The organism is Enterobacter sp. UPMP2061, from assembly GCF_053709615.1.
Genome location: NZ_JBSKJP010000003.1, coordinates 165427 through 186204 on the forward strand (window position 1 = coordinate 165427; position 20778 = coordinate 186204).

Consider the following 20778-nt stretch of genomic DNA (forward strand, 5'->3'; position numbering starts at 1 on the left):
GAAGCCGCCACCCGACAAAATCAACGGCGCGATCTCACTACCTGATAGCGACGGGTGAAGTACTCAAACGGCGCGCTCCACACGTGCACCAGACGGGTGAACGGGAAGATAAGGAAGATCGTCATCCCCAGCACCAGATGCACGCGGAAGATCGGTGCGACGCCGCTCAGCATTTCTGACGAGCCTCCCTTAAACGTCACGATCCCCTGCGCCCAGCCGACCAGCTTCATCATTTCGCTTCCGTCAGGATACTGGGCGGAGAAAGGAATGGTCGACAGCCCAAGGATGCACTGAAGCAGCAGGATACTCATGATGATAATATCCGGCGTGGTGGATGTGGCACGCACCCGCTGGTTGAACAAGCGGCGGATCAGCAGCATCGACCCGCCAACCAGCGTCAGCACCCCGCAAATACCCCCCGCAATCATGGCTAACTGCTGTTTAACCGCGATGGGTAAAAACCAGGCGTACATCCAGTGCGGAGTTAACATGCCGAACAAATGCCCGAAGAAGATCCCCAAAATCCCGATATGAAACAGGTTAGAGCCCCAGTTCATACCGCGCTTGCTGAGCATCTGGCTCGACGAGGCGCGCCAGGTGTACTGCCCGTAGTCGTAGCGCAACCAGCTGCCAAGGAAAAACACGGTGGCGCAGATGTACGGATAAATGTCATAGAAAAACACGTTCAGGTAATGTGTCATTTTGGGCCTCCGGCGCTGACGTCCACGTACTGCGGCGCGACGTCCTGGCTAAAGCGTCGTTGATATTGCTGCATCGGCGAGCTGTCGCACGATGTGGCGTTGTCTTCGATAAACTTCACCTGTTCCTCTTCCCACACGGCGTCCAGCGCCTGACGGGTATCATCCCGTTTTTCACCAGACACCTGCTTCGCCACGCTGTCGCTGGAAAGCCGTGTACCGGCCATCGTCAGCAGGGCGTCAAACAGCTGGTAATGTGCCACCTCGCGCTGTTTCAGCCGGCCGCCAATCAGCGCCAGGATCGGCGCGACGTTTTGCAGCCCTTCACGCGCCTCGTCATCGCTGACGATACTGAGATATTCCAGATAGAGCGGCAGATAGTCCGGCAGCTCGCGGCAGTCCAGCTGGAGCCCGGCTTTCTCATACTGGCTCATCAGGTCGACCATCGCCTGACCGCGATCGCGGGACTCGGCGTGAACGTGTTCGAACAGCAGTAGCGAGGTTGCGCGCCCCCGTTCAAACACTTCGCACCATTCGGCCTGCTTATCCAGCAGCGGGGCGCTCAGGTGCTGCTGCGCAAACGGCAGCAGCATGGGCGCGTCCTGTTCCACCAGGGAAAGCGCTTCGTCACGGTTTTCCCACAGCAACTCATCGGGATACTCAATGAGCAGCGCGATGATTTTGAGGATCTGCATTACTCTCCCTCCCCGTGTTCGCGCACTTCGGTGATGTTGATCGCGTCGATGCGGCTGCTGTTGAAGAGGTTGAATTTGGTGTCGGAACCGTGGCAGCCGTCGCCAAAGGTGAAGCCGCAGCCGTTTTTCTCCGGGAAGGCGTCGCGCGCCATTTCGCGGTGGCTGGTCGGGATCACGAAGCGGTCTTCGTAGTTGGCAATCGCCAGGTAGCGATACATCTCTTCTACTTGGTCTTCCGTCAGGCCGACCTCTTCGATGGCGCGGGTGTCGGTCACGCCTTCCACGGTCTGGGAACGCTTGTAGTGGCGCATCGCCATCATGCGCTTCAGGGCACGCAGCACCGGACCGGTATCGCCCGCGCTGAGCATGTTTGCCAGGTACTGCACCGGAATGCGCAGGCTTTCGACAGCAGGCAGCACGCCGTCGCTCTGCGGCAAACCACCCGCGTCCGCGTAGGACTGAATCGGTGACAGCGGCGGCACATACCAGACCATCGGCAGGGTGCGGTATTCCGGATGCAGCGGCAGGGCAAGCTTCCAGTCCATCGCCATTTTGTAAACCGGGGAACGCTGTGCCGCGTCGATGACGTTCTGCGGAATACCCTGTTTCAGCGCTTCCTCAATCACCGCCGGATCGTTCGGGTTAAGGAACACGTCGCACTGGCGCTCGTACAGGTCGGTCTCATGCTCGGTGCTGGCGGCCTCCTCGATACGGTCCGCGTCATACAGCAGCACGCCAAGGTAGCGGATGCGCCCGACGCAGGTTTCCGAACAGACGGTCGGCTGACCGGACTCAATGCGCGGGTAGCAGAAGATGCACTTCTCTGACTTGCCGCTCTTCCAGTTGAAGTAGATTTTCTTGTACGGGCAGCCGCTGATGCACAGACGCCAGCCGCGGCATTTGTCCTGGTCGATCAGCACAATGCCGTCCTCTTCACGCTTGTAAATCGCGCCGCTCGGGCAGGTGGCGACGCAACTGGGGTTCAGACAGTGCTCGCACAGGCGCGGCAGGTACATCATGAAGGTGTTTTCAAACTGGCCGTACATCTCCTTCTGGATCTTCTGGAAATTGCGGTCGCGGGCGCGTTTTTCGAACTCGCCGCCCAGCAGCTCTTCCCAGTTGGGCCCCCATTCGATTTTATCCATTCGCTTGCCGTCAATCAGCGAGCGCGGGCGGGCGGTAGGGAGGTGATCGCCCTCTGGCGCGCGGTGCAGATCCTGGTAATCGAAGGTGAAGGGTTCATAGTAATCGTCAATCTGCGGCAGGACGGGGTTAGCGAAAATCTTCGACAGCACGCCCATTTTGCCGCCGAGGCGCGGGGTCAGCTTGCCGTGAATACCGCGGATCCAGCCGCCTTGCCACTCATCCTGATCTTCCCAGTTTTTCGGATAGCCGATACCCGGTTTGGTTTCGACGTTGTTGAACCACGCGTATTCCATCCCTTCGCGCCCGGTCCAGACGTTCTTACAGGTGACCGAGCAGGTGTGGCAGCCAATGCATTTATCGAGATTCAGAACCATGCCAACCTGTGAGCGTATTTTCATTTTTTCGCCTCCTGTACCTGATCCCGACCTTCGCCGTCCAGCCAGTTAATGTTTTTCATTTTGCGGATCATGATGAACTCGTCGCGGTTCGAGCCGACGGTGCCGTAATAGTTGAAGCTGTACGCCAGCTGCGCGTAGCCACCGATCATGTGGGTCGGTTTCGGGCAGACGCGGGTGACCGAGTTGTGGATCCCGCCGCGCCGTCCGGTTACTTCTGACCCCGGAATGTTCAGGATGCGCTCCTGAGCGTGGTACATCATGGTCATGCCCGGCGGCACGCGCTGGCTGACCACCGCGCGGGCGGTGAGGGCGCCGTTTGCGTTAAAAGCTTCGATCCAGTCGTTGTCCTCTATGCCCAGCTCGCGCGCGTCGGTTTCGCTGATCCAGACGATTGGCCCTCCGCGCGACAGGGTCTGCATCAGCAGGTTTTCGCTGTAGGTGGAGTGAATGCCCCATTTCTGGTGCGGCGTCAGGAAGTTAAGCGCTTTTTCCGGGAATCCGTTCGGCGGGATTTCGCGCATATGGGTAACGCTGCGGGTGTCAATCGGTGGACGATAAGCCACCAGACTCTCCCCGAAGGCGCGCATCCAGGCATGATCCTGATACAGCTGCTGGCGGCCCGAAATCGTGCGCCACGGGATCAGCTCGTGAACGTTGGTATAGCCTGCGTTATAGGAGACGTGCTCGCTCTCAAGGCCGGACCACGTCGGGCTGGAGATGATTTTGCGCGGCTGCGCCTGAATATCGCGGAAGCGGATTTTCTCATCTTCTTTGTTCAGCGCCAGATGAGTGTGATCGCGTCCGGTCAGTTCGCCGAGGGCTTCCCAGGCTTTGACCGCGACCTGACCGTTAGTTTCCGGCGCAAGGGCGAGGATCACCTCTGAAGCGTCAATGGCGGTCTCGATGCGCGGGCGACCTTTCGCCGGGCCGTCGAGCTTGACGTAGTTGAGCTTGCCGAGGAAATCGACCTCGTTCTGGGTGTTCCACGATATGCCTTTTCCGCCGTTACCGAGCTTGTCCAGCAGCGGCCCAAGGGCCGTAAAGCGCTCGTAGGTTTCCGGGTAGTTACGCTCGACCACGGCGATGTTCGGTGCCGTTTTGCCGGGGATCAGATCGCACTCGCCTTTGCGCCAGTCCAGAATATCAAAAGGCTGCGACAGCTCCCCCGGGGAGTCATGCTGAAGCGGCTGTAGCACCACGTCAGTTTCGGTGCCGAGATGTCCGACGCACACCTCAGAGAAGACTTTGGCGATGCCCTTGTAAATCTCCCAGTCGCTGCGGGACTCCCACGCCGGGTCAACGGCTGCGGAAAGCGGGTGAATAAACGGATGCATGTCCGAGGTATTCATATCGTCTTTTTCATACCAGGTGGCGGTGGGCAGGACGATATCCGAGAACAGGCAGGTGCTGGACATACGGAAATCGAGCGTCACCAGCAGATCCAGCTTGCCCTCAATGGCGGCGGTTTGCCATTCCACCTCTTCAGGTTTCACGTCGTCCGTTGAGCCTAAATCCTCACCCTGAATACCGCTCTCGGTGCCAAGCAGGTATTTCAGCATGTATTCATGGCCTTTCCCGGACGAGCCAAGCAGGTTAGAACGCCAGACAAACAGGTTGCGCGGGTGGTTCTTACCGTTATCCGGCTGTTCGCAGGCGAAGCGGATATCGCCCGATTTTAACGCCTGAACGGTGTAGTCCTGCGGCGACATGCCGGCGGCGTCCGCCCGGGCCTTAACGTGCAGCGGGTTGAGATTAAGCTGTGGAGCCGACGGCAGCCAGCCCATGCGCTCGGCGCGGACATTGAAATCAATCAGGTGACCGGTAAACTTCGATGCGTCTGCAAGGGGAGAAAGCAGTTCCTGTGCGGTGAGCTTCTCATAGCGCCACTGGCTGGCGTGGTTGTAGAAGTACGATGTGCTGTTCATCTGGCGCGGCGGACGGTTCCAGTCCAGCGCGAAGGCCAGCGGCAGCCAGCCGGTTTGCGGGCGCAGCTTTTCCTGGCCGACATAGTGCGACCAGCCGCCGCCGCTCTGCCCGACGCAGCCGCAGAAGACCAGCATGTTGATCATCCCGCGGTAGTTCATGTCCATGTGGTACCAGTGGTTCACACCGGCCCCGAGGATGATCATCGAACGACCGTGAGTTTTGTGCGCCGTGTCGGCAAATTCACGGGCGATTTTTTCTATCAGATAAGCGGGGACGCCGGTAATTTGTTCGCCCCAGGCCGGGGTATAGGCTTTTATCTCGGCGTAGTTTGTCGCCGCGTTACTGTCTTCCAGACCGCGATCGAGGCCGTAGTTTGCGAGCACCAGATCGTACACGCTAACCACGCGTCTCTGGCTGCCGTCGGCCAGCGTCAGGGTTTTACTCGGTACGCGGCGCGTCAGCACCGGCTCCTGCTTCACGCTGCGGAAATGCGGATTCTCGTTGCCCCCGAAGTAAGGGAAGGCCACGTCTGCCACGCTGTCGTGGGTGATGAGCAGGGAAAGCGTCAGCTCGGTTTCCTGTCCCGCAGCCAGCGACTCCAGGTTCCATTTGCCTTTTTCACCCCAGCGGAAGCCGATGGAACCATTCGGCGCCACCAGATTACCGGCCACGTCAAAGGCGATGGTTTTCCACTCCGGATTATTGGTTTCACCCAGCCCGTCGGCCAGATCCGACGCGCGCAGCATGCGGCCCGGCACCACGCGACCGTCAGCCTGTTCATCCAGCAGGACCAGCATCGGCATGTCGGTGTAGCGGCGGCAATAGTTAAGGAAGTAATCACTCGGATTATCAAGGTGGAACTCTTTAAGGATCACATGGCCCATCGCCATGGCAAGGGCGCTGTCGGTACCCTGTTTGGGGGCCAGCCACTGGTCGCTGAGCTTCGCCACCTCCGAGAAGTCCGGCGTAATGGCGACGGTCTTGGTGCCCTTGTAACGCACTTCGGTAAAGAAGTGGGCGTCCGGGGTGCGCGTCTGCGGCACGTTCGACCCCCAGGCAATGATATAGCTGGAGTTGTACCAGTCCGCCGATTCCGGCACGTCGGTCTGTTCGCCCCAGGTCATCGGCGACGCCGGAGGCAGATCGCAATACCAGTCATAGAAGCTCAGGCAGGTGCCGCCGAGCAGGGAGAGATAGCGCGTACCGGCGGCATAAGAGACCATCGACATCGCCGGGATGGGGGAAAAACCGGCTACCCGATCCGGGCCGTAGTTTTTGATGGTCCAGACGTTGGCGGCAGCAATCAGCTGGTTAAGCTCTTTCCAGTTTGAGCGGATAAAACCGCCTTTTCCGCGCGCTTTCCTGTAGCTCTGCGCTTTCTGCGGATCGTTTTGAATGGCATCCCAGGCCAGCACCGGATCGGTATGCTGCGCCAGCGCCTCGCGCCAGAGTTCGATCAGCCTGCGGCGTACCAGCGGGTACTTGAGACGGTTGGCGCTGTAGAGATACCAGGAGTAGCTTGCGCCACGCGGGCAGCCGCGCGGTTCGTGGTTAGGCAGGTCAGGGCGGGTGCGCGGGTAGTCGGTCTGCTGGGTTTCCCAGGTTACCAGGCCATTTTTGACATAAATTTTCCAGCTACAGGAGCCGGTGCAGTTAACGCCGTGGGTGGATCGCACAATTTTATCGAACTGCCAGCGCTGACGGTAGCTGTCCTCCCAGTCGCGGTTGGTGTGGTACACCTGCCCGTGCCCATCGGCGAAACTGTCGCCTTTTGTTTTGAAGTAACGGAAGCGGTCCAACAGTTTGCTCATGACATTTCTCCTGCTTCGATAGCATGGCCGGAGGGTGAGACATCACGCTCCGGCGAAGAGGTAGTTATTATTTTTGTGAGGATTTGCGGCCGTACACCAGCCAGGTGACGAGCACGCAGACGATGTAAAACACGAGGAAGACTTTCATGGCGCCCACCGGGGAACCGGTCATCGCCAGGGATGTGCCAAAGGCTTTGGGAATAAAGAACCCGCCTACCGCACCGATGGCAGAGATAAAGCCCAGCGCGGCAGCCGTTTCGGTCACCGCTTCATGCTGTGCCTGTTCGTCGCTCCCGCCCTGTTTTTTCACGCGGTCGAGGGTGATTTGGCGAAAGATAATCGCGATCATCTGGAAGGTCGAGCCGCTGCCCAGGCCTGCGGTGAGGAACAGGCCCATAAAGACCAGATAGAAGGCCATAAAACTGCCTGAACCAGACCCGGGGAGCGTCAGGAAAATCAGGGCGCTAAAGATGGCCATAAAAACGAAGTTGATCAGCGTCACCCGTACGCCGCCCAGCCTGTCTGAAATCATTCCGCCAGCCGAACGCGCCAGAGCGCCGATCAGCGGGCCAAAGAAGGCGAGGTGGAGGATATTTACGTCCGGAAACTGGGTTTTCGACAGCATAGCAAAGCCTGCCGAGAAACCGATAAACGAGCCGAAGGTTGCCAGATAAAGCAGGCTCAGCAGCCAGAGGTGAAAGCGCTTAAGCACCGGAAGCTGGCTGGCAATGGACGCTTTCGAGCTGGCGATGTCGTTCATGCCAAAAAACGCCGCAAGGGTAGCAAGAATCAGCAGCGGCGCCCAGATCCACGCCGCGTTCGCCAGCCACATCGTCGAGCCATCCTCCTGGGGGACGCCGTGAACGCCGAGGAAGGTAAACATCGGCAGAAAAATCACCAGCGGCGCAACCAGCTGCATCACGCTCACGCCCAGGTTACCCAGCCCGCCGTTAATGCCCAGCGCGCTGCCCTGTCTGGCTTTCGGGAAGAAGAAGCTGATGTTTCCCATGCTGGAAGCGAAGTTGGCGCCGGCAAAACCGCACAGCAGTGCGATGATGATAAAGACCCAGTAAGGCGTGGCGGTATTCTGGATGGCGATCCCAAGCCAGACACAGGGTACGACCAGGATAACGGTACTTAACACGGTCCAGTAACGTCCGCCAAATATCGGCACCATAAAAGAGTAGGGGACACGTAATATCGCGCCGGAAAGAGAAGGTAATGCCGTTAGCATAAAAAGCTGATCGGTGCTGAAATTAAATCCGACCTTATTAAGATTTACCGCAATAGCGCTAAACAACATCCATACACAAAACGCGAGAAGCAAACACGCCACGGAAATCCACAGGTTTCTACGTGCGATATGTTTCCCTTTATTCTCCCAAAATTGCGCGTTTTCCGGTTTCCAGTTACTCAACAGATGCTGATTACTCTTCTCGCTTTGATGTGACATATCACCCTCTTGCTTACCCAAATGGAGAGAAAAAAGAAGTGAAAACAGAAAGATACCTTTCGGCAGTTTGTAGAAATTTTTGGATGTTATGGGATACATCTGAAAGGATAGATAAAAAAGCGAATCCCTGAGTTTGGAATGGGAATCAGGGTTCGCTTTATGTGTTACTAATTGTAACTATTTGCGGAAATTAATACCCCGATGGGAGTATTAAAACAATTCGAGGGAGATAAGTTTATCCAGATGCTTATTAAATGCCGCGTCGTCCATTTCAGGCATATTTAATACGTATATGCCATCCAGGCCACATACCAGACCAATTAAACGCCAGGCGATATTTTCCGGCTGGTCAGCAAGCGTAAAGGCGTTGGCCTCCGCCCCAGCGCGGATAATCGCGACCGTTTCCTGGTGCCACATCTCCATAGTCAAAACGTAGGCGCCTTTGATATCGCTATCCCGGCTGGCGAGAATTTGCGCCTCCCGCCACAGTCGAATGTAGGGCTCAAACCCGCCGTCATCGCTGCCGAGCATGGCATGCAGGCGCTCGCGCCAGCCAGCGTTTTCGCCAACGATTTCAGCATCCAGCAAATCGCGGATCAGCCGGACAAACGCCAGCGATTTTAGCTCGCCCGCCGACGCAAAGTGGTGATGCACCTGCCCGGTGGCGACGCCCGCTTCGGTGGCGATGCGGCGCACGGTCATTGCCGCGAATCCTTCGGTCAGCGCCACGCGCATCGCGGCCTGGAGGATCTCTTCCCGCCGCTCGTCCTTGCTCAGATAACGCATAATTTCTCACTCTCAATGGCAACGAAACGAGTGTAACAAAGAGCTGGACAAGTGTTCAACTTTACGTAGGATCGCATTCTGGACATGCGTCCAGTTTTTAACTGAAAAGGAAATTTATGTTTCGTCAGTGGTTAGCGTTAGTGATTATCGTGCTGGTGTATATCCCGGTGGCGATTGACGCGACGGTGCTGCACGTGGCGGCGCCAACATTGAGCATGACGCTGGGTGCCAGCGGCAACGAATTGCTGTGGATTATTGATATTTACTCGCTGGTGATGGCGGGAATGGTGCTGCCGATGGGCGCGCTGGGCGATCGCATAGGTTTTAAGCGCCTGCTGATGATCGGCAGCGTGCTGTTTGGCCTGTCATCGTTAGCGGCGGCTTTTGCGCCGTCCGCGGGCTGGCTGATTGCCGCCCGCGCGTCGCTGGCGATTGGCGCGGCGATGATCATTCCGGCTACGCTTGCAGGGATCCGCACCCTGTTTATTGACGTGCGGCACCGTAATATCGCCCTCGGCGTCTGGGCTGCCGTTGGGTCGGGCGGCGCGGCGTTTGGCCCGCTGATTGGCGGCATGCTGCTGGAGCACTTTTACTGGGGGTCGGTGTTCCTGATTAACGTGCCGATCGTGCTGATCGTGGTTTCGCTTGCTGCGCGCCTGGTGCCTGCTCAGCAGGGGCGGCCCGAGCAGCCGCTCAATATGAGCCATGCCATTATGCTGATTGTGGCGATTTTACTGCTGGTCTATAGCGCCAAAACCGCCCTGAAAGGGGTGCTGTCGCCGTGGATGGTGGCCTGTACGCTGCTTACCGGAGCGGTAATGCTGTTTATCTTCGTCCGTATCCAGCTACGCGCGCGCGTGCCGATGATCGACATGCGCCTGTTTTGCCATCGCATTATTTTAAGCGGCGTGGTCATGGCGATGACCGCCATGATTGCGCTGGTGGGCTTTGAACTGCTGATGGCGCAGGAGTTGCAGTTCGTGCATGGTTTTACGCCGTTTGAAGCAGGGATATTTATGCTGCCGGTGATGGTGGCGAGCGGATTTAGCGGGCCGATCGCGGGCGTGCTGGTCGGGCGTCTGGGGCTGCGCATTGTCGCGGCCGGAGGCATGGGGCTTAGCGCGGTCAGTTTTATCGGCCTGTCGACGCTCGATTTCAGCACCCAACAGTGGCAGGCGTGGAGCCTGATGGTGCTGTTGGGTTTCAGTGCCGCCAGCGCACTGCTGGCATCGACGTCAGCGATCATGGCTGCCGCGCCGAAAGAGAAAGCGGCCGCCGCAGGCGCGATCGAAACCATGTCCTACGAGCTGGGTGCTGGTCTGGGTATCGCCATTTTCGGTCTGCTGTTAACCCGCAGCTTTTCGGCGTCTATTGTACTGCCGCAGGGGCTGAGCGCGTCGCTGACCGATAAAGCCTCGTCGTCCATCGGTGAAGCGATGAAGGTGGCGCAGGAGCTGACGCCGTCGCTGGCCGAGCCGGTGATGACGGCGGCGAAAACCGCGTTCATCACCTCGCACAGCGTGGCCCTGGGCAGTGCGGGAGGCATGCTGCTGATTCTGGCGGTCGGGATCTGGTTTAGTCTGGCGAAGGTCGGAGGGCAGCAGTAATAAAAAAGGCCAGCCGCGAGGGCTGGCCTTTTGAACTAACAGATCTTAGAACTGGTAGGTCAGACCTACAGCTACGATGTTGTCGGTAGCCACTTTGGCATCTTTGGTGAACTGGCTGTCATCCACGAGGTTGATTTTGTAATCAACATAGGTGGACATGTTTTTGTTGAAGTAGTAGCTCGCGCCAACGTCAACGTATTCAACCAGGTCCTGGTCGCCATAAGAACCGATGTCTTTACCTTTGGATTTCAGGTAAGCGATGGACGGACGCAGACCGAAGTCGAACTGGTACTGAGCCACAACTTCGAAGTTCTGCGCTTTGTTGGCAACGTGACCGTTACCGAACGCCGTCATGTTGCGGGTTTCAGAGTAGGTGGTTGCCAGGTAGATGTTGTTCGCATCGTACTTCAGGCCAGCAGCCCAGACTTCTGCGTTTTCGCCACCGGCGTTCAGGTTGCTTGCAGCACGAACCTGACGGTCGGTACGGTCAGATTTCGCGTAGGTCGCACCCACACCGAAGCCGTCGAATTCATAGGTAGAAGACAGACCCCAGCCGTCACCGTTGGATTCGGTGATATCGTCACGGTCGTTTTTACCCTGGTACTGAGCAGCCACGTTCAGGCCGTCAACCAGACCAAAGAAGTCGGTGTTACGGTAGGTTGCAACGCCAGTGGTACGGCCGGTCATGAAGCCGTCAGTCTGCGTCCAGGTATCGCCACCGAACTCTGGCAGAACGTCAGTCCACGCGCCGATGTCATAAGCCACACCGTAGTTACGACCGTAGTCGAAGGAACCGAATTCATCGAATTTCAGACCAGCGTACGCCAGACGGGTTTTGTTGCCGTCGGAACCTTGAGCTTCAGAGCGATTGCCCTTGAACTCATATTCCCACTGACCGTATCCGGTCAGCTGATCGTTGATCTGAGTTTCACCTTTGAAGCCCAGACGAACATACGTTTTGTCGCCGTCGCTACCAGCATCATCAGAAAAATAGTGCAGACCAGTAACTTTGCCGTACAGATCCAGTTTGTTACCGTCTTTGTTAAAAACTTCAGCCGCGTTAACAACGCCAGCTGCCAACATGGAAGTCACTGCCACTGCAACTAATTTAAGTTTCATCTTAAATAATCCTTATAATTTTATTTAGGTATTTCCTAAGCCACCTGAGCGATTTTTAAACGAGGCTTATCGTCAATGGCAGACTATTTTTAAAATTCCGTAGACTGCTTTCAATAATAAGTTTCAAAATATTAAAGATAATTTCAATTAGTGTGATCCTGATCGGATAAATTGCCCTTAAATCGGCCAATCAGGTTAATATATAGACATAAAGTGATTATTAACCAATCAAGATAATATGGCTGTAAATAGTTGTCGGACGTTTTAGTTTTTTGGTGGGATTAAAAGGGTTTGGCAGGGAATGTCAAAGCATGTGGCAGGATAACCTTTTTTAAAACAGTTGATTATAAACTTCTCGGGAAACCAGAACCTGTTTTTTAAGAGAAATATTCAGAAATAAACTATTGCACTTAGTGCTATATAGCGCGGGAATATTTGCGCTGAATTAATTACCTGCGTTGTCAGTTTATGTCAATTTCCACAACAACTCTGGCTTTTTGACAGCACTCTATACAGAAATTTAATTACTCTCTAATGTTACGAATTATATTCGAGGGTGTGATCACATATTAAAATATTGTTAATATTTTGCCGGGCATATTCGGTACCCGGCAAAAATAAAAATGCTATTTGCGGGTGGCATACCAGCACAGTAACGATCCGGCGCACACCATCAATGCCCCTTGCCAGAATGAGAGTGAAAGCGGAGAACTCAGCAGAATAGCCGCCAGTGCGGCGGAAAGAACTGGCGTGAAATAAGAGACAGCCGCAAGCACCGTGACGTTACCGTGAAGAATACCGATATTCCAGGCGGCGTAGCCAAAGCCAAGCGCAACCCCACACATCAATAGCTTCACCACAACCGGGACGCTGAACACCATTTCAGGCTGATCGCTGACGGCATATTTGACCCACAGGCTCAGGGCGGTCAGCAGGACGAAAAGGGTAATGCCATTTTGCCCTTTGGCATACTTGCTGGTGACGGTGCAGTAGGCGGCCCAGATAAAAGCGCCAGCAAACGCCAGCCCATAACTTAGCGGACTGGAAACGACGTTCTGCATGATGTCATTCAGTTGCAGACCGTTTTCGCCACCTAAAACCCAGCACACCCCCAACAGCGAGATGAGAAGCCCAGGGATCACCCACAGGGTGGTTTTTTGCCCGTTGAACAAAATCGCGAACGCAATCGTCAGGCTTGGCCACAGATAATTGACCATACCGACTTCAATCGCCTGTGAACGCGTCGCGGCATATCCTAGCGACAGGGCCAGGCACATCTCATAGCTGACAAACAGGATGCTGCCCGCAATGAGATAGCGCGTGGAAAAACGCCGAAGATCGGGAAAACCCACCGTCACCAGACACAACAGCCCGCTGACGGTGTAAATCATCGCCGCGCCGCCCACCGGGCCCAGTCCTTCACTGACGCTGCGGATGAGACCCACCATGGTGCTCCACAACAATATGGCCGCCAGGCCTGTCAGCGTTGCTCTTTTTCTGTCCATTACCCTGCCAGTCTTCTAAAAATCAAAGGGAAAACTTATAGCATCTATTTGCTTCACCTGGCGAATTTTCAAAGAGCCTGTTAACCCAAAAGGATTAGCAAATCGTACCGGCAGTGACTATTAAGGGGGCGAAGTCTGGCGACCTTGATTTGACGCAAAAAAAACAGGGGCTTTGCTGTTAGTTTGCGGCGCGAAGTCTTATCAGATAACGAGGACAGCAATGGACGTCAGCCGCAGACAATTTTTTAAAATCTGCGCGGGCGGTATGGCCGGAACAACAGCCGCAATGCTGGGATTCGCTCCCAAAATGGCGCTGGCTCAGGCACGCAACTATAAACTGCTGCGCGCGAAAGAGATCCGTAACACCTGCACATACTGCTCCGTGGGTTGTGGGCTATTAATGTATAGCCTGGGTGATGGCGCAAAGAACGCCAAAGAAGCGATTTATCATATTGAAGGGGACCCGGACCATCCGGTGAGCCGCGGGGCGCTTTGCCCGAAAGGGGCGGGGCTGCTGGACTACGTCCACAGTGAAAACCGTCTGCGCTACCCGGAATATCGTGCGCCGGGCTCTGACAATTGGCAGCGTATCTCCTGGGACGAAGCCTTCTCCCGAATTGCAAAACTGATGAAAGCGGATCGCGACGCCAACTTTATTGAGAAGAACGAGCAGGGCATCACGGTAAACCGCTGGACCTCCACCGGGATGCTGTGTGCCTCTGCGGCAAGTAATGAGACCGGCATGCTGACGCAAAAATTTGTGCGCTCCCTCGGCATGCTGGCGGTTGATAACCAGGCGCGCGTCTGACACGGACCAACGGTAGCAAGTCTTGCTCCAACATTTGGTCGCGGTGCGATGACCAACCACTGGGTTGATATCAAAAACGCTAACGTCGTGGTGGTAATGGGCGGTAACGCCGCTGAAGCCCATCCGGTGGGATTCCGCTGGGCGATGGAAGCGAAAAACAACAACGATGCGACGCTGATTGTCGTCGATCCACGCTTTACGCGTACGGCATCGGTGGCTGATATCTATGCGCCGATCCGCTCCGGTACGGACATCACGTTCCTGTCCGGCGTGCTGTTGTACCTGATCGAAAATAACAAAATTAACGCGGAATACGTTAAGCATTACACCAATGCCGGCCTGCTGGTAAGGGAAGATTTCGCCTTCGAAGATGGCCTCTTCAGCGGCTATGACGCCGGGAAACGTCAGTACGATAAATCGTCCTGGAACTATCAGTTCGACGAAAACGGCTACGCGAAACGCGATGAGACCCTGAGCGATCCGCGCTGCGTGTGGAACTTGCTGAAACAGCACGTTTCCCGCTATACGCCGGACGTGGTGGAAAACATCTGCGGTACGCCGAAAGCGGACTTCCTGAAAGTATGTGAAGTGCTGGCTTCCACCAGTGCCGCCGACAGAACCACTACATTCCTGTACGCGCTGGGCTGGACGCAGCATACCGTGGGCGCGCAGAACATCCGTACCATGGCGATGATCCAGCTGCTGCTCGGCAACATGGGGATGGCCGGTGGCGGCGTGAACGCCCTGCGCGGGCACTCTAACATTCAGGGCTTAACCGACCTCGGCCTGCTGTCGACCAGCCTGCCGGGTTACCTGACCCTGCCGTCCGAGAAGCAGACCGACTGGCAAAGCTGGCTTGACGCCAACACGCCAAAAGCGACGCGTCCGGACCAGGTGAACTACTGGAGTAACTATCCGAAGTTTGCCGTCAGTCTGATGAAATCGTTCTACGGCGACGCGGCGCAGAAAGAGAATGACTGGGGCTTTGAGTGGTTGCCGAAATGGGACCAGGCTTACGATGTCATCAAGTATTTCAACATGATGGATAAGGGCGACGTCACGGGTTACATCTGCCAGGGCTTTAACCCGGTAGCGTCATTCCCGGATAAAAACAAAGTCGTTCGCAGCCTGAGCAAGCTGAAGTACATGGTGGTTATCGATCCGCTGGTCACCGAAACGTCTACGTTCTGGCAGAACCACGGTGAATCAAACGATGTCGATCCGGCAGCGATTCAGACCGAGGTGTTCCGCCTGCCGTCGACCTGCTTTGCGGAAGAGGACGGTTCAATTGCCAACTCTGGCCGCTGGCTACAGTGGCACTGGAAAGGTCAGGATGCGCCCGGCGAAGCGCGTAATGACGGCGAAATTCTGGCCGGGATTTACCATCGTCTGCGCGAGATGTACCGCGCCGAAGGCGGCAAAGGCGCTGAGCCGCTGCTGAAGATGAGCTGGAACTACAAGCAGCCGGATCATCCTGAGTCCGAAGAGGTGGCAAAAGAGAACAACGGCGTGGCGCTGGCCGACCTGTACGATGCCAACGGTAATCTGGTGGCGAAGAAAGGACAGCTGCTCAATAGCTTCGCGCTGTTGCGTGACGACGGTACCACGGCCTCTTCCTGCTGGATCTACACCGGCAGCTGGACGGAGCAGGGTAACCAGATGGCCAATCGCGATAACGCCGATCCGTCAGGCCTGGGCAATACCCTGGGCTGGGCATGGGCGTGGCCGTTAAACCGCCGCGTACTGTACAACCGTGCCTCCGCAGACGTGAACGGTAAGCCGTGGGATCCGAAACGCATGCTGATCGAGTGGAACGGCACGAAGTGGACGGGGAACGATATCCCGGACTTCAACACCGCCGCGCCGGGCAGCAACACCGGGCCGTTTATCATGCAGCCGGAAGGGCTGGGACGTCTGTTTGCTATCGACAAACTGGCGGAAGGGCCGTTCCCGGAACACTACGAGCCGATGGAAACGCCGCTCGGCACTAACCCGCTGCACCCGAATGTGGTCTCCAGTCCGGTGGTACGCATCTATGAAGACGACGTGCTGCGTTTAGGTAAAAAGGACAAGTTCCCGTATGTCGGCACCACCTACCGCCTGACCGAGCATTTCCATACCTGGACCAAGCACGCGCGGCTTAACGCCATCGCGCAGCCGGAACAGTTTGTGGAGATAAGCGAAACCCTGGCGAAGGCGAAAGGCATTGCCAACGGCGATCGCGTGAAGGTCAGCAGCAAGCGCGGCTTTATTCGCGCGGTGGCGGTGGTCACCCGTCGTCTGCAAACGCTGAACGTGCATGGCCAGCAGGTGGAAACCGTCGGTATACCGCTGCACTGGGGCTTTGAAGGTGTAGCGCAGAAAGGCTACATCGCCAATACCCTGACGCCAAACGTCGGCGATTCAAACTCGCAAACGCCGGAGTATAAAGCGTTTCTGGTCAACATCGAGAAAGCGTAAGGAGCGATTAAATGGCGATGGAAACACAAGACATTATTAAACGCTCCGCGACCAACCCGATAACGCCCGCGCCTCGTGCGCGGGATTACAAGGCAGAAGTCGCCAAGCTGATCGATGTCTCCTCCTGCGTGGGCTGTAAGGCCTGCCAGGTGGCCTGCTCGGAGTGGAACGATATTCGCGACGAGGTGGGGCACTGCGTTGGTGTCTATGACAATCCTGCTGATCTGAGCGCCAAGTCCTGGACGGTGATGCGCTTTAGCGAAACCGACCAGAATGGCAAGCTGGAGTGGCTGATCCGTAAAGACGGCTGTATGCACTGTGAAGATCCGGGCTGCCTGAAGGCATGCCCGTCTGCCGGGGCAATCATTCAGTACGCCAACGGGATCGTCGACTTCCAGCAGGATAACTGCATCGGCTGCGGTTACTGTATTGCAGGTTGTCCGTTTAATATCCCGCGCCTCAATAATGAGGATAACCGGGTCTATAAATGCACGCTGTGCGTCGATCGCGTCAGCGTCGGCCAGGAGCCTGCCTGCGTGAAGACCTGTCCTACCGGGGCGATCCACTTCGGCACCAAAAAAGAGATGCTGGAAGTGGCGCAGCAGCGGGTGGATAAGCTCAAAGCGCGCGGCTATGACAAGGCCGGGATTTATAACCCGCAGGGCGTGGGCGGTACGCACGTCATGTATGTTCTGCACCACAATGACCAGCCGGAGCTGTATCACAATCTGCCGAAAGATCCGGCGATCGATACCTCGATCAACCTCTGGAAAGGGGCGCTTAAGCCGCTCTCAGCGGCGGGCTTTATCGCCACCTTTGCCGGGCTGATTTATCACTACATCGGTATCGGGCCGAATAAAGAGGTGGATGACGACGAGGAGGAGCATCATGAGTAAGTCGAAAATGATAGTGCGCACAAAATTTGTCGATCGCGCCTGTCACTGGACGGTGGTCATCTGCTTCTTCCTGGTGGCGGTATCCGGCATATCGTTCTTCTTCCCGACGCTACAGTGGCTCACGGAAACCTTCGGGACACCGCAGATGGGGCGCATTCTGCATCCGTTCTTCGGCGTGCTGATTTTCGTGGTGCTGATGTTTATGTTCGTGCGTTTCGTTCATCACAACATCCCTGACAAGCAGGATATTCCCTGGATTAAAGGGATTGTTGAGGTTCTGAAAGGCAACGAGCATAAAGTCGCGAAGGTGGGCAAATACAACGCCGGGCAGAAGATGATGTTCTGGACCATCATGAGTATGATTTTCGTGCTGCTGGTGACCGGAGTGATTATCTGGCGTCCGTATTTTGCCCAATATTTCCCGATCCAGGTGGTGCGCTACGCACTGCTGATCCACGCGACCTCGGCCATTATTCTGATCCACGCCATCCTGATCCATATGTATATGGCCTTCTGGGTGAAAGGATCGATTAAAGGCATGATTGAAGGGAAGGTGAGCCGCCGCTGGGCGCAAAAACACCATCCGCGCTGGTATCGGGACGTCGAGCGTCTTGAAGCGCAAAAAGAGAGTTCGGAAGGGTTGAAGTAAACCTCGCGCCGTCGGCATTGTCCGGCGGCGCTGCACTTGCGCGGCTCTGAGCTACGTATTGGTAATTAACGCATCAATTCCTGCAAGAACACTACTTCTTGCACTGCGCAGATTACATACATAATTCTTATTATTAAGTTTCTTTGTCTCCACGTGTGTGATGTTGGCTGTATTAAGGAAATATGTCTGGAATTCAATGTTCACCAGTGGCGTTGCAGCGTTTGAATGTCCTCTTAAATGATTGTGATAGCTTAACGGTACAATAAGTCTCGTTGATAAGTCGTCATAAAAATCGTGCTGAATAATCATAAAATAGGGCTGATATTCACGCGTTCTGTCTGATGGGTTGCGATAAACGTCAAACTGAAAACACATCAAAGCCCTCCAAAATGAGGGTCATCCGATAATAGCCCTGCTTTGGCCGTTAATTCATTCATCGCTTTAATAAATCCCTGATCCTGTTGATGCTGTCGCTTGTGCTCTGCTGTTGTAGAGAGTGGGCGAGGCTTTTTCCCCGTAAAAGGCTTTGTTGTAACACATCTTTCTGTGCGGTTCGATTTCATGTTTTCTCCTTTGTTGGTGCGGTCATTATCAACCGCAGCCAACAAAAAACAATACTGTTTCCCCTGGTAATCAACATTATGCGAGCCGTCTTCCAGTAATATCAAAATTGCTCTGCAATATACCGGAAGGGATATTATGTAGGCTTCACTTTGCCGATCTTGCGTTTCGGTAAATCCACCTTGTCTACGTGAATTTCTTTATAGGGGATCTGGGAAAGCAGATGCGAAATAATATTCAGCCGCACCCTTTTTTTATCTTCTGAGCGCGCCACAAACCACGGCGCCCAGGCGGTGTCGGTCGCTTTAAACATCGCGTCGCGGGCGAGGGTATATTCATCCCACAGATTGAAAGATTTAATATCCATTGGAGACAGCTTCCAGATCTTGCGACCATCATTAATGCGATCGCGCAGGCGTCGCTCCTGCTCTTTTGGCGTTACTTCAAGCCAGTATTTCAACAAAATGATCCCGGCATCGACCATCGCTTTTTCCATTACCGGCGTTCCATCAAGAAATTTTTCGGCCTGCTCTTCGGTACAGAAACCCATGACTCTTTCCACGCCCGCGCGGTTGTACCAGCTGCGGTCAAAAATAACGATTTCCCCGGCAGAGGGCAGATGGGGAACGTAACGCTGAAAATAGAGCTGACTTTTCTCTTTATCGGTGGGGGCCGGTAACGCAACAACGCGAAACACCCGAGGGCTGACGCGTTCGGTGATGGCTTTGATGACGCCGCCTTTACCGGCGCCGTCTCGCCCTTCAAAAACAATACAGACCTTTAACCCTTTGGCGACTACCCATTGCTGGAGCTTAACCAGTTCAACATGGAGGCGGCGAAGCTCTTGCTCGTACGCTTTGGTTTTGAGCGGCGCGTTTTTAACGACATCATCAACAACATGGGTTTTCTTCTTACTGACCATGGTGGGTCTCCCTTTGTATCCGGTCGTGGGATCGAGGCCGTACTAAGAGTGTAATCGGCCTGAATGAATGGATTAATGTGTCAGAAATCTGATTTGAACTGGTTCACCATACAAGTTTAATCAATAATGCACGCTGCATATTTTTTAACAGTGGTCGCGGTATGAAAAAGACAATTTTTTCGTTAGCACTGGGTACCTTTGGCCTGGGGATGGCTGAGTTTGGCATTATGGGCGTGCTGACCGAGCTGGCTCATGATACGGGCATTTCGATTCCCTCCGCCGGAAATATGATTTCGTTTTACGCTTTTGGCGTGGTGATCGGCGCGCCGATTGTGGCGCTGTTCTCCAGCAAATTTTCGCTGAAAACAACGCTGCTGTTTCTGGTGGCGATGTGCGTCGTCGGTAACACACTCTTTACCTTCTCTGACTCCTATGTAGGGCTGGCGGCGGGGCGCTTAATCTCTGGTTTTCCGCATGGCGCGATTTTCGGAGTGGGGGCGATAATCCTGTCAAAAATCGCGCCGCCGGGTAAAGTGACGGTCGCTGTGGCCGGGATGATTGCCGGGATGACCGTTGCCAACCTGCTTGGCGTGCCGCTCGGGACGTGGCTGGGACATGAATTTAACTGGCGTTACACCTTCTTTTTGATTGCGGTCTTTGACGCGCTGGTGATCCTGTCTGTTCTGCTGTGGGTGCCTGACATTCACGACACGACAACCACCCGGCTGGCAGAACAATTCCACTTCCTGAAGAAACCGGAACCGTGGCTGATTTTTGCCGCTACGATGTTTGGCAATGCCGGGGTGTTTGCCTGGTTTAGCTTCGTGAAGCCGTTTATGGTCAACGTGTCAGGCTTTTCTGAGGGCGTCATGACCGCGATCATGATGCTGATGGGGCTGGGCATGGTGCTGGGAAATGTCTTCAGCGGCAAGCTGTCGTCACGCTTTAGCCCGCTGCGCATTGCTGCCACCACCGACCTGGTGATTGTGGCTTCGCTGCTGGCGTTGTTTGCCTTTGGCGAGCTTAAAACAGCTTCACTGGTCATGGGATTTGTCTGCTGCGCCGGGCTGTTTGCGCTCTCTGCGCCGCTGCAAATTCTGCTGCTGCAAAATGCGAAAGGCGGCGAGATGCTGGGGGCCGCAGGCGGGCAAATGGCGTTTAACCTCGGCAGCGCAATTGGCGCGTATTTCGGTGGATTGATGATTACGCTCGGCTTTAGCTGGAGCTATGTCACGCTGCCGGCCGCGATTTTATCCTTCTCTGCGATGACCTCTCTGCTGATGTATGGTTATTTATGTGCCAAAAAGCGTCAGGCCAACGCAGGTGCGCTGGCCTGAT

At 55.4% G+C, this 20778-nt stretch carries 17 protein-coding genes; 6 read left to right on the forward strand and 11 right to left on the reverse strand.

Features of this window, described 5'->3' with window-relative positions:
- Positions 1 to 20: 20 nt before the first annotated feature.
- The 5 genes from narI to ACWKXX_RS09630 all read right to left on the reverse strand — a co-directional run bounded on the left by narI (position 21) and on the right by ACWKXX_RS09630 (position 8127).
- Positions 21 to 701 carry a respiratory nitrate reductase subunit gamma gene (narI, locus tag ACWKXX_RS09610; protein WP_047365083.1) on the reverse strand — a complete coding sequence of 227 codons (681 nt, stop codon included), beginning with the start codon at positions 699 to 701 and terminating at the stop codon, positions 21 to 23.
- Complete coding sequence (gene narW, locus ACWKXX_RS09615) at positions 698 to 1393, reverse strand: nitrate reductase molybdenum cofactor assembly chaperone (protein WP_032102973.1); 696 nt, start codon at positions 1391 to 1393, stop codon at positions 698 to 700. The genes narI and narW overlap by 4 nt, the downstream gene beginning before the upstream one ends.
- Positions 1393 to 2937 (reverse strand): nitrate reductase subunit beta, encoded by a 1545-nt coding sequence (gene narH / locus ACWKXX_RS09620; protein WP_261666219.1) that lies wholly within the window; start codon positions 2935 to 2937, stop codon positions 1393 to 1395. The genes narW and narH overlap by 1 nt, the downstream gene beginning before the upstream one ends.
- Positions 2934 to 6674, reverse strand: coding sequence for a nitrate reductase subunit alpha (locus ACWKXX_RS09625; protein ID WP_110292936.1), 3741 nt, complete (start codon positions 6672 to 6674; stop codon positions 2934 to 2936). The genes narH and ACWKXX_RS09625 overlap by 4 nt, the downstream gene beginning before the upstream one ends.
- A gap of 67 nt (positions 6675 to 6741) precedes the next feature.
- Complete coding sequence (locus ACWKXX_RS09630) at positions 6742 to 8127, reverse strand: NarK family nitrate/nitrite MFS transporter (protein WP_026094300.1); 1386 nt, start codon at positions 8125 to 8127, stop codon at positions 6742 to 6744.
- On the opposite strand from ACWKXX_RS09630, the gene ACWKXX_RS09635 reads away from it, so the two are divergent.
- Positions 8031 to 8258, forward strand: a complete 228-nt coding sequence (locus tag ACWKXX_RS09635) for a hypothetical protein (RefSeq protein WP_162184634.1) — start codon at positions 8031 to 8033, stop codon at positions 8256 to 8258. The two genes, ACWKXX_RS09630 and ACWKXX_RS09635, sit on opposite strands and share 97 nt — an antisense overlap.
- Before the next feature lie 79 nt (positions 8259 to 8337).
- Here ACWKXX_RS09635 and ACWKXX_RS09640 read toward each other — a convergent pair whose 3' ends face one another.
- Positions 8338 to 8913 (reverse strand): TetR family transcriptional regulator, encoded by a 576-nt coding sequence (locus ACWKXX_RS09640; RefSeq protein ID WP_015570471.1) that lies wholly within the window; start codon positions 8911 to 8913, stop codon positions 8338 to 8340.
- 116 nt (positions 8914 to 9029) lie between these two features.
- On the opposite strand from ACWKXX_RS09640, the gene ACWKXX_RS09645 reads away from it, so the two are divergent.
- On the forward strand, positions 9030 to 10520 hold the full coding sequence (locus ACWKXX_RS09645; RefSeq protein WP_063945886.1) for an MFS transporter: 1491 nt from the start codon (positions 9030 to 9032) through the stop codon (positions 10518 to 10520).
- Between the two features lie 45 nt (positions 10521 to 10565).
- Here the strand turns inward: ACWKXX_RS09645 and ompC are convergent, their stop codons facing one another.
- The gene (gene ompC / locus ACWKXX_RS09650; RefSeq protein ID WP_017382300.1) at positions 10566 to 11639 is read right to left on the reverse strand and encodes a porin OmpC; all 1074 of its coding nucleotides are present in this window, start codon (positions 11637 to 11639) and stop codon (positions 10566 to 10568) included.
- Positions 11640 to 12265: 626 nt separating this feature from the next.
- Complete coding sequence (yddG, locus tag ACWKXX_RS09655; protein ID WP_032102980.1) at positions 12266 to 13144, reverse strand: aromatic amino acid DMT transporter YddG; 879 nt, start codon at positions 13142 to 13144, stop codon at positions 12266 to 12268.
- Between the two features lie 220 nt (positions 13145 to 13364).
- Between yddG and fdnG the strand changes: the two genes are divergently transcribed.
- From fdnG to fdnI, 3 genes are read left to right on the forward strand one after another with little or no spacing between them, the layout of a single operon-like run.
- The gene (fdnG, locus tag ACWKXX_RS09660) at positions 13365 to 16412 is read left to right on the forward strand and encodes a formate dehydrogenase-N subunit alpha (protein WP_252051051.1); all 3048 of its coding nucleotides are present in this window, start codon (positions 13365 to 13367) and stop codon (positions 16410 to 16412) included.
- Positions 16413 to 16423: 11 nt separating this feature from the next.
- Entirely contained in the window at positions 16424 to 17308 is an 885-nt protein-coding gene (fdxH, locus tag ACWKXX_RS09665) for a formate dehydrogenase subunit beta (RefSeq protein ID WP_017382304.1), read from the forward strand.
- Positions 17301 to 17957, forward strand: a complete 657-nt coding sequence (gene fdnI / locus ACWKXX_RS09670) for a formate dehydrogenase-N subunit gamma (RefSeq protein ID WP_015570477.1) — start codon at positions 17301 to 17303, stop codon at positions 17955 to 17957. Before fdxH ends, fdnI begins: the two co-directional genes overlap by 8 nt.
- Positions 17958 to 18008: 51 nt before the next feature.
- On the opposite strand, the gene ACWKXX_RS09675 is transcribed toward fdnI, so the two are convergent.
- The 3 genes from ACWKXX_RS09675 to ppk2 all read right to left on the reverse strand — a co-directional run bounded on the left by ACWKXX_RS09675 (position 18009) and on the right by ppk2 (position 19440).
- On the reverse strand, positions 18009 to 18332 hold the full coding sequence (locus ACWKXX_RS09675; RefSeq protein ID WP_017382305.1) for a CcdB family protein: 324 nt from the start codon (positions 18330 to 18332) through the stop codon (positions 18009 to 18011).
- Complete coding sequence (locus tag ACWKXX_RS09680; RefSeq protein WP_164084130.1) at positions 18332 to 18520, reverse strand: hypothetical protein; 189 nt, start codon at positions 18518 to 18520, stop codon at positions 18332 to 18334. The genes ACWKXX_RS09675 and ACWKXX_RS09680 overlap by 1 nt, the downstream gene beginning before the upstream one ends.
- A 134-nt stretch (positions 18521 to 18654) precedes the next feature.
- Positions 18655 to 19440, reverse strand: a complete 786-nt coding sequence (ppk2, locus tag ACWKXX_RS09685; protein WP_261666221.1) for a polyphosphate kinase 2 — start codon at positions 19438 to 19440, stop codon at positions 18655 to 18657.
- A 161-nt stretch (positions 19441 to 19601) separates the two neighbouring features.
- Between ppk2 and araJ the strand changes: the two genes are divergently transcribed.
- Positions 19602 to 20777, forward strand: coding sequence for an MFS transporter AraJ (araJ, locus tag ACWKXX_RS09690; RefSeq protein WP_032669846.1), 1176 nt, complete (start codon positions 19602 to 19604; stop codon positions 20775 to 20777).
- The last annotated feature ends 1 nt before the right edge of the window (position 20778 follow it).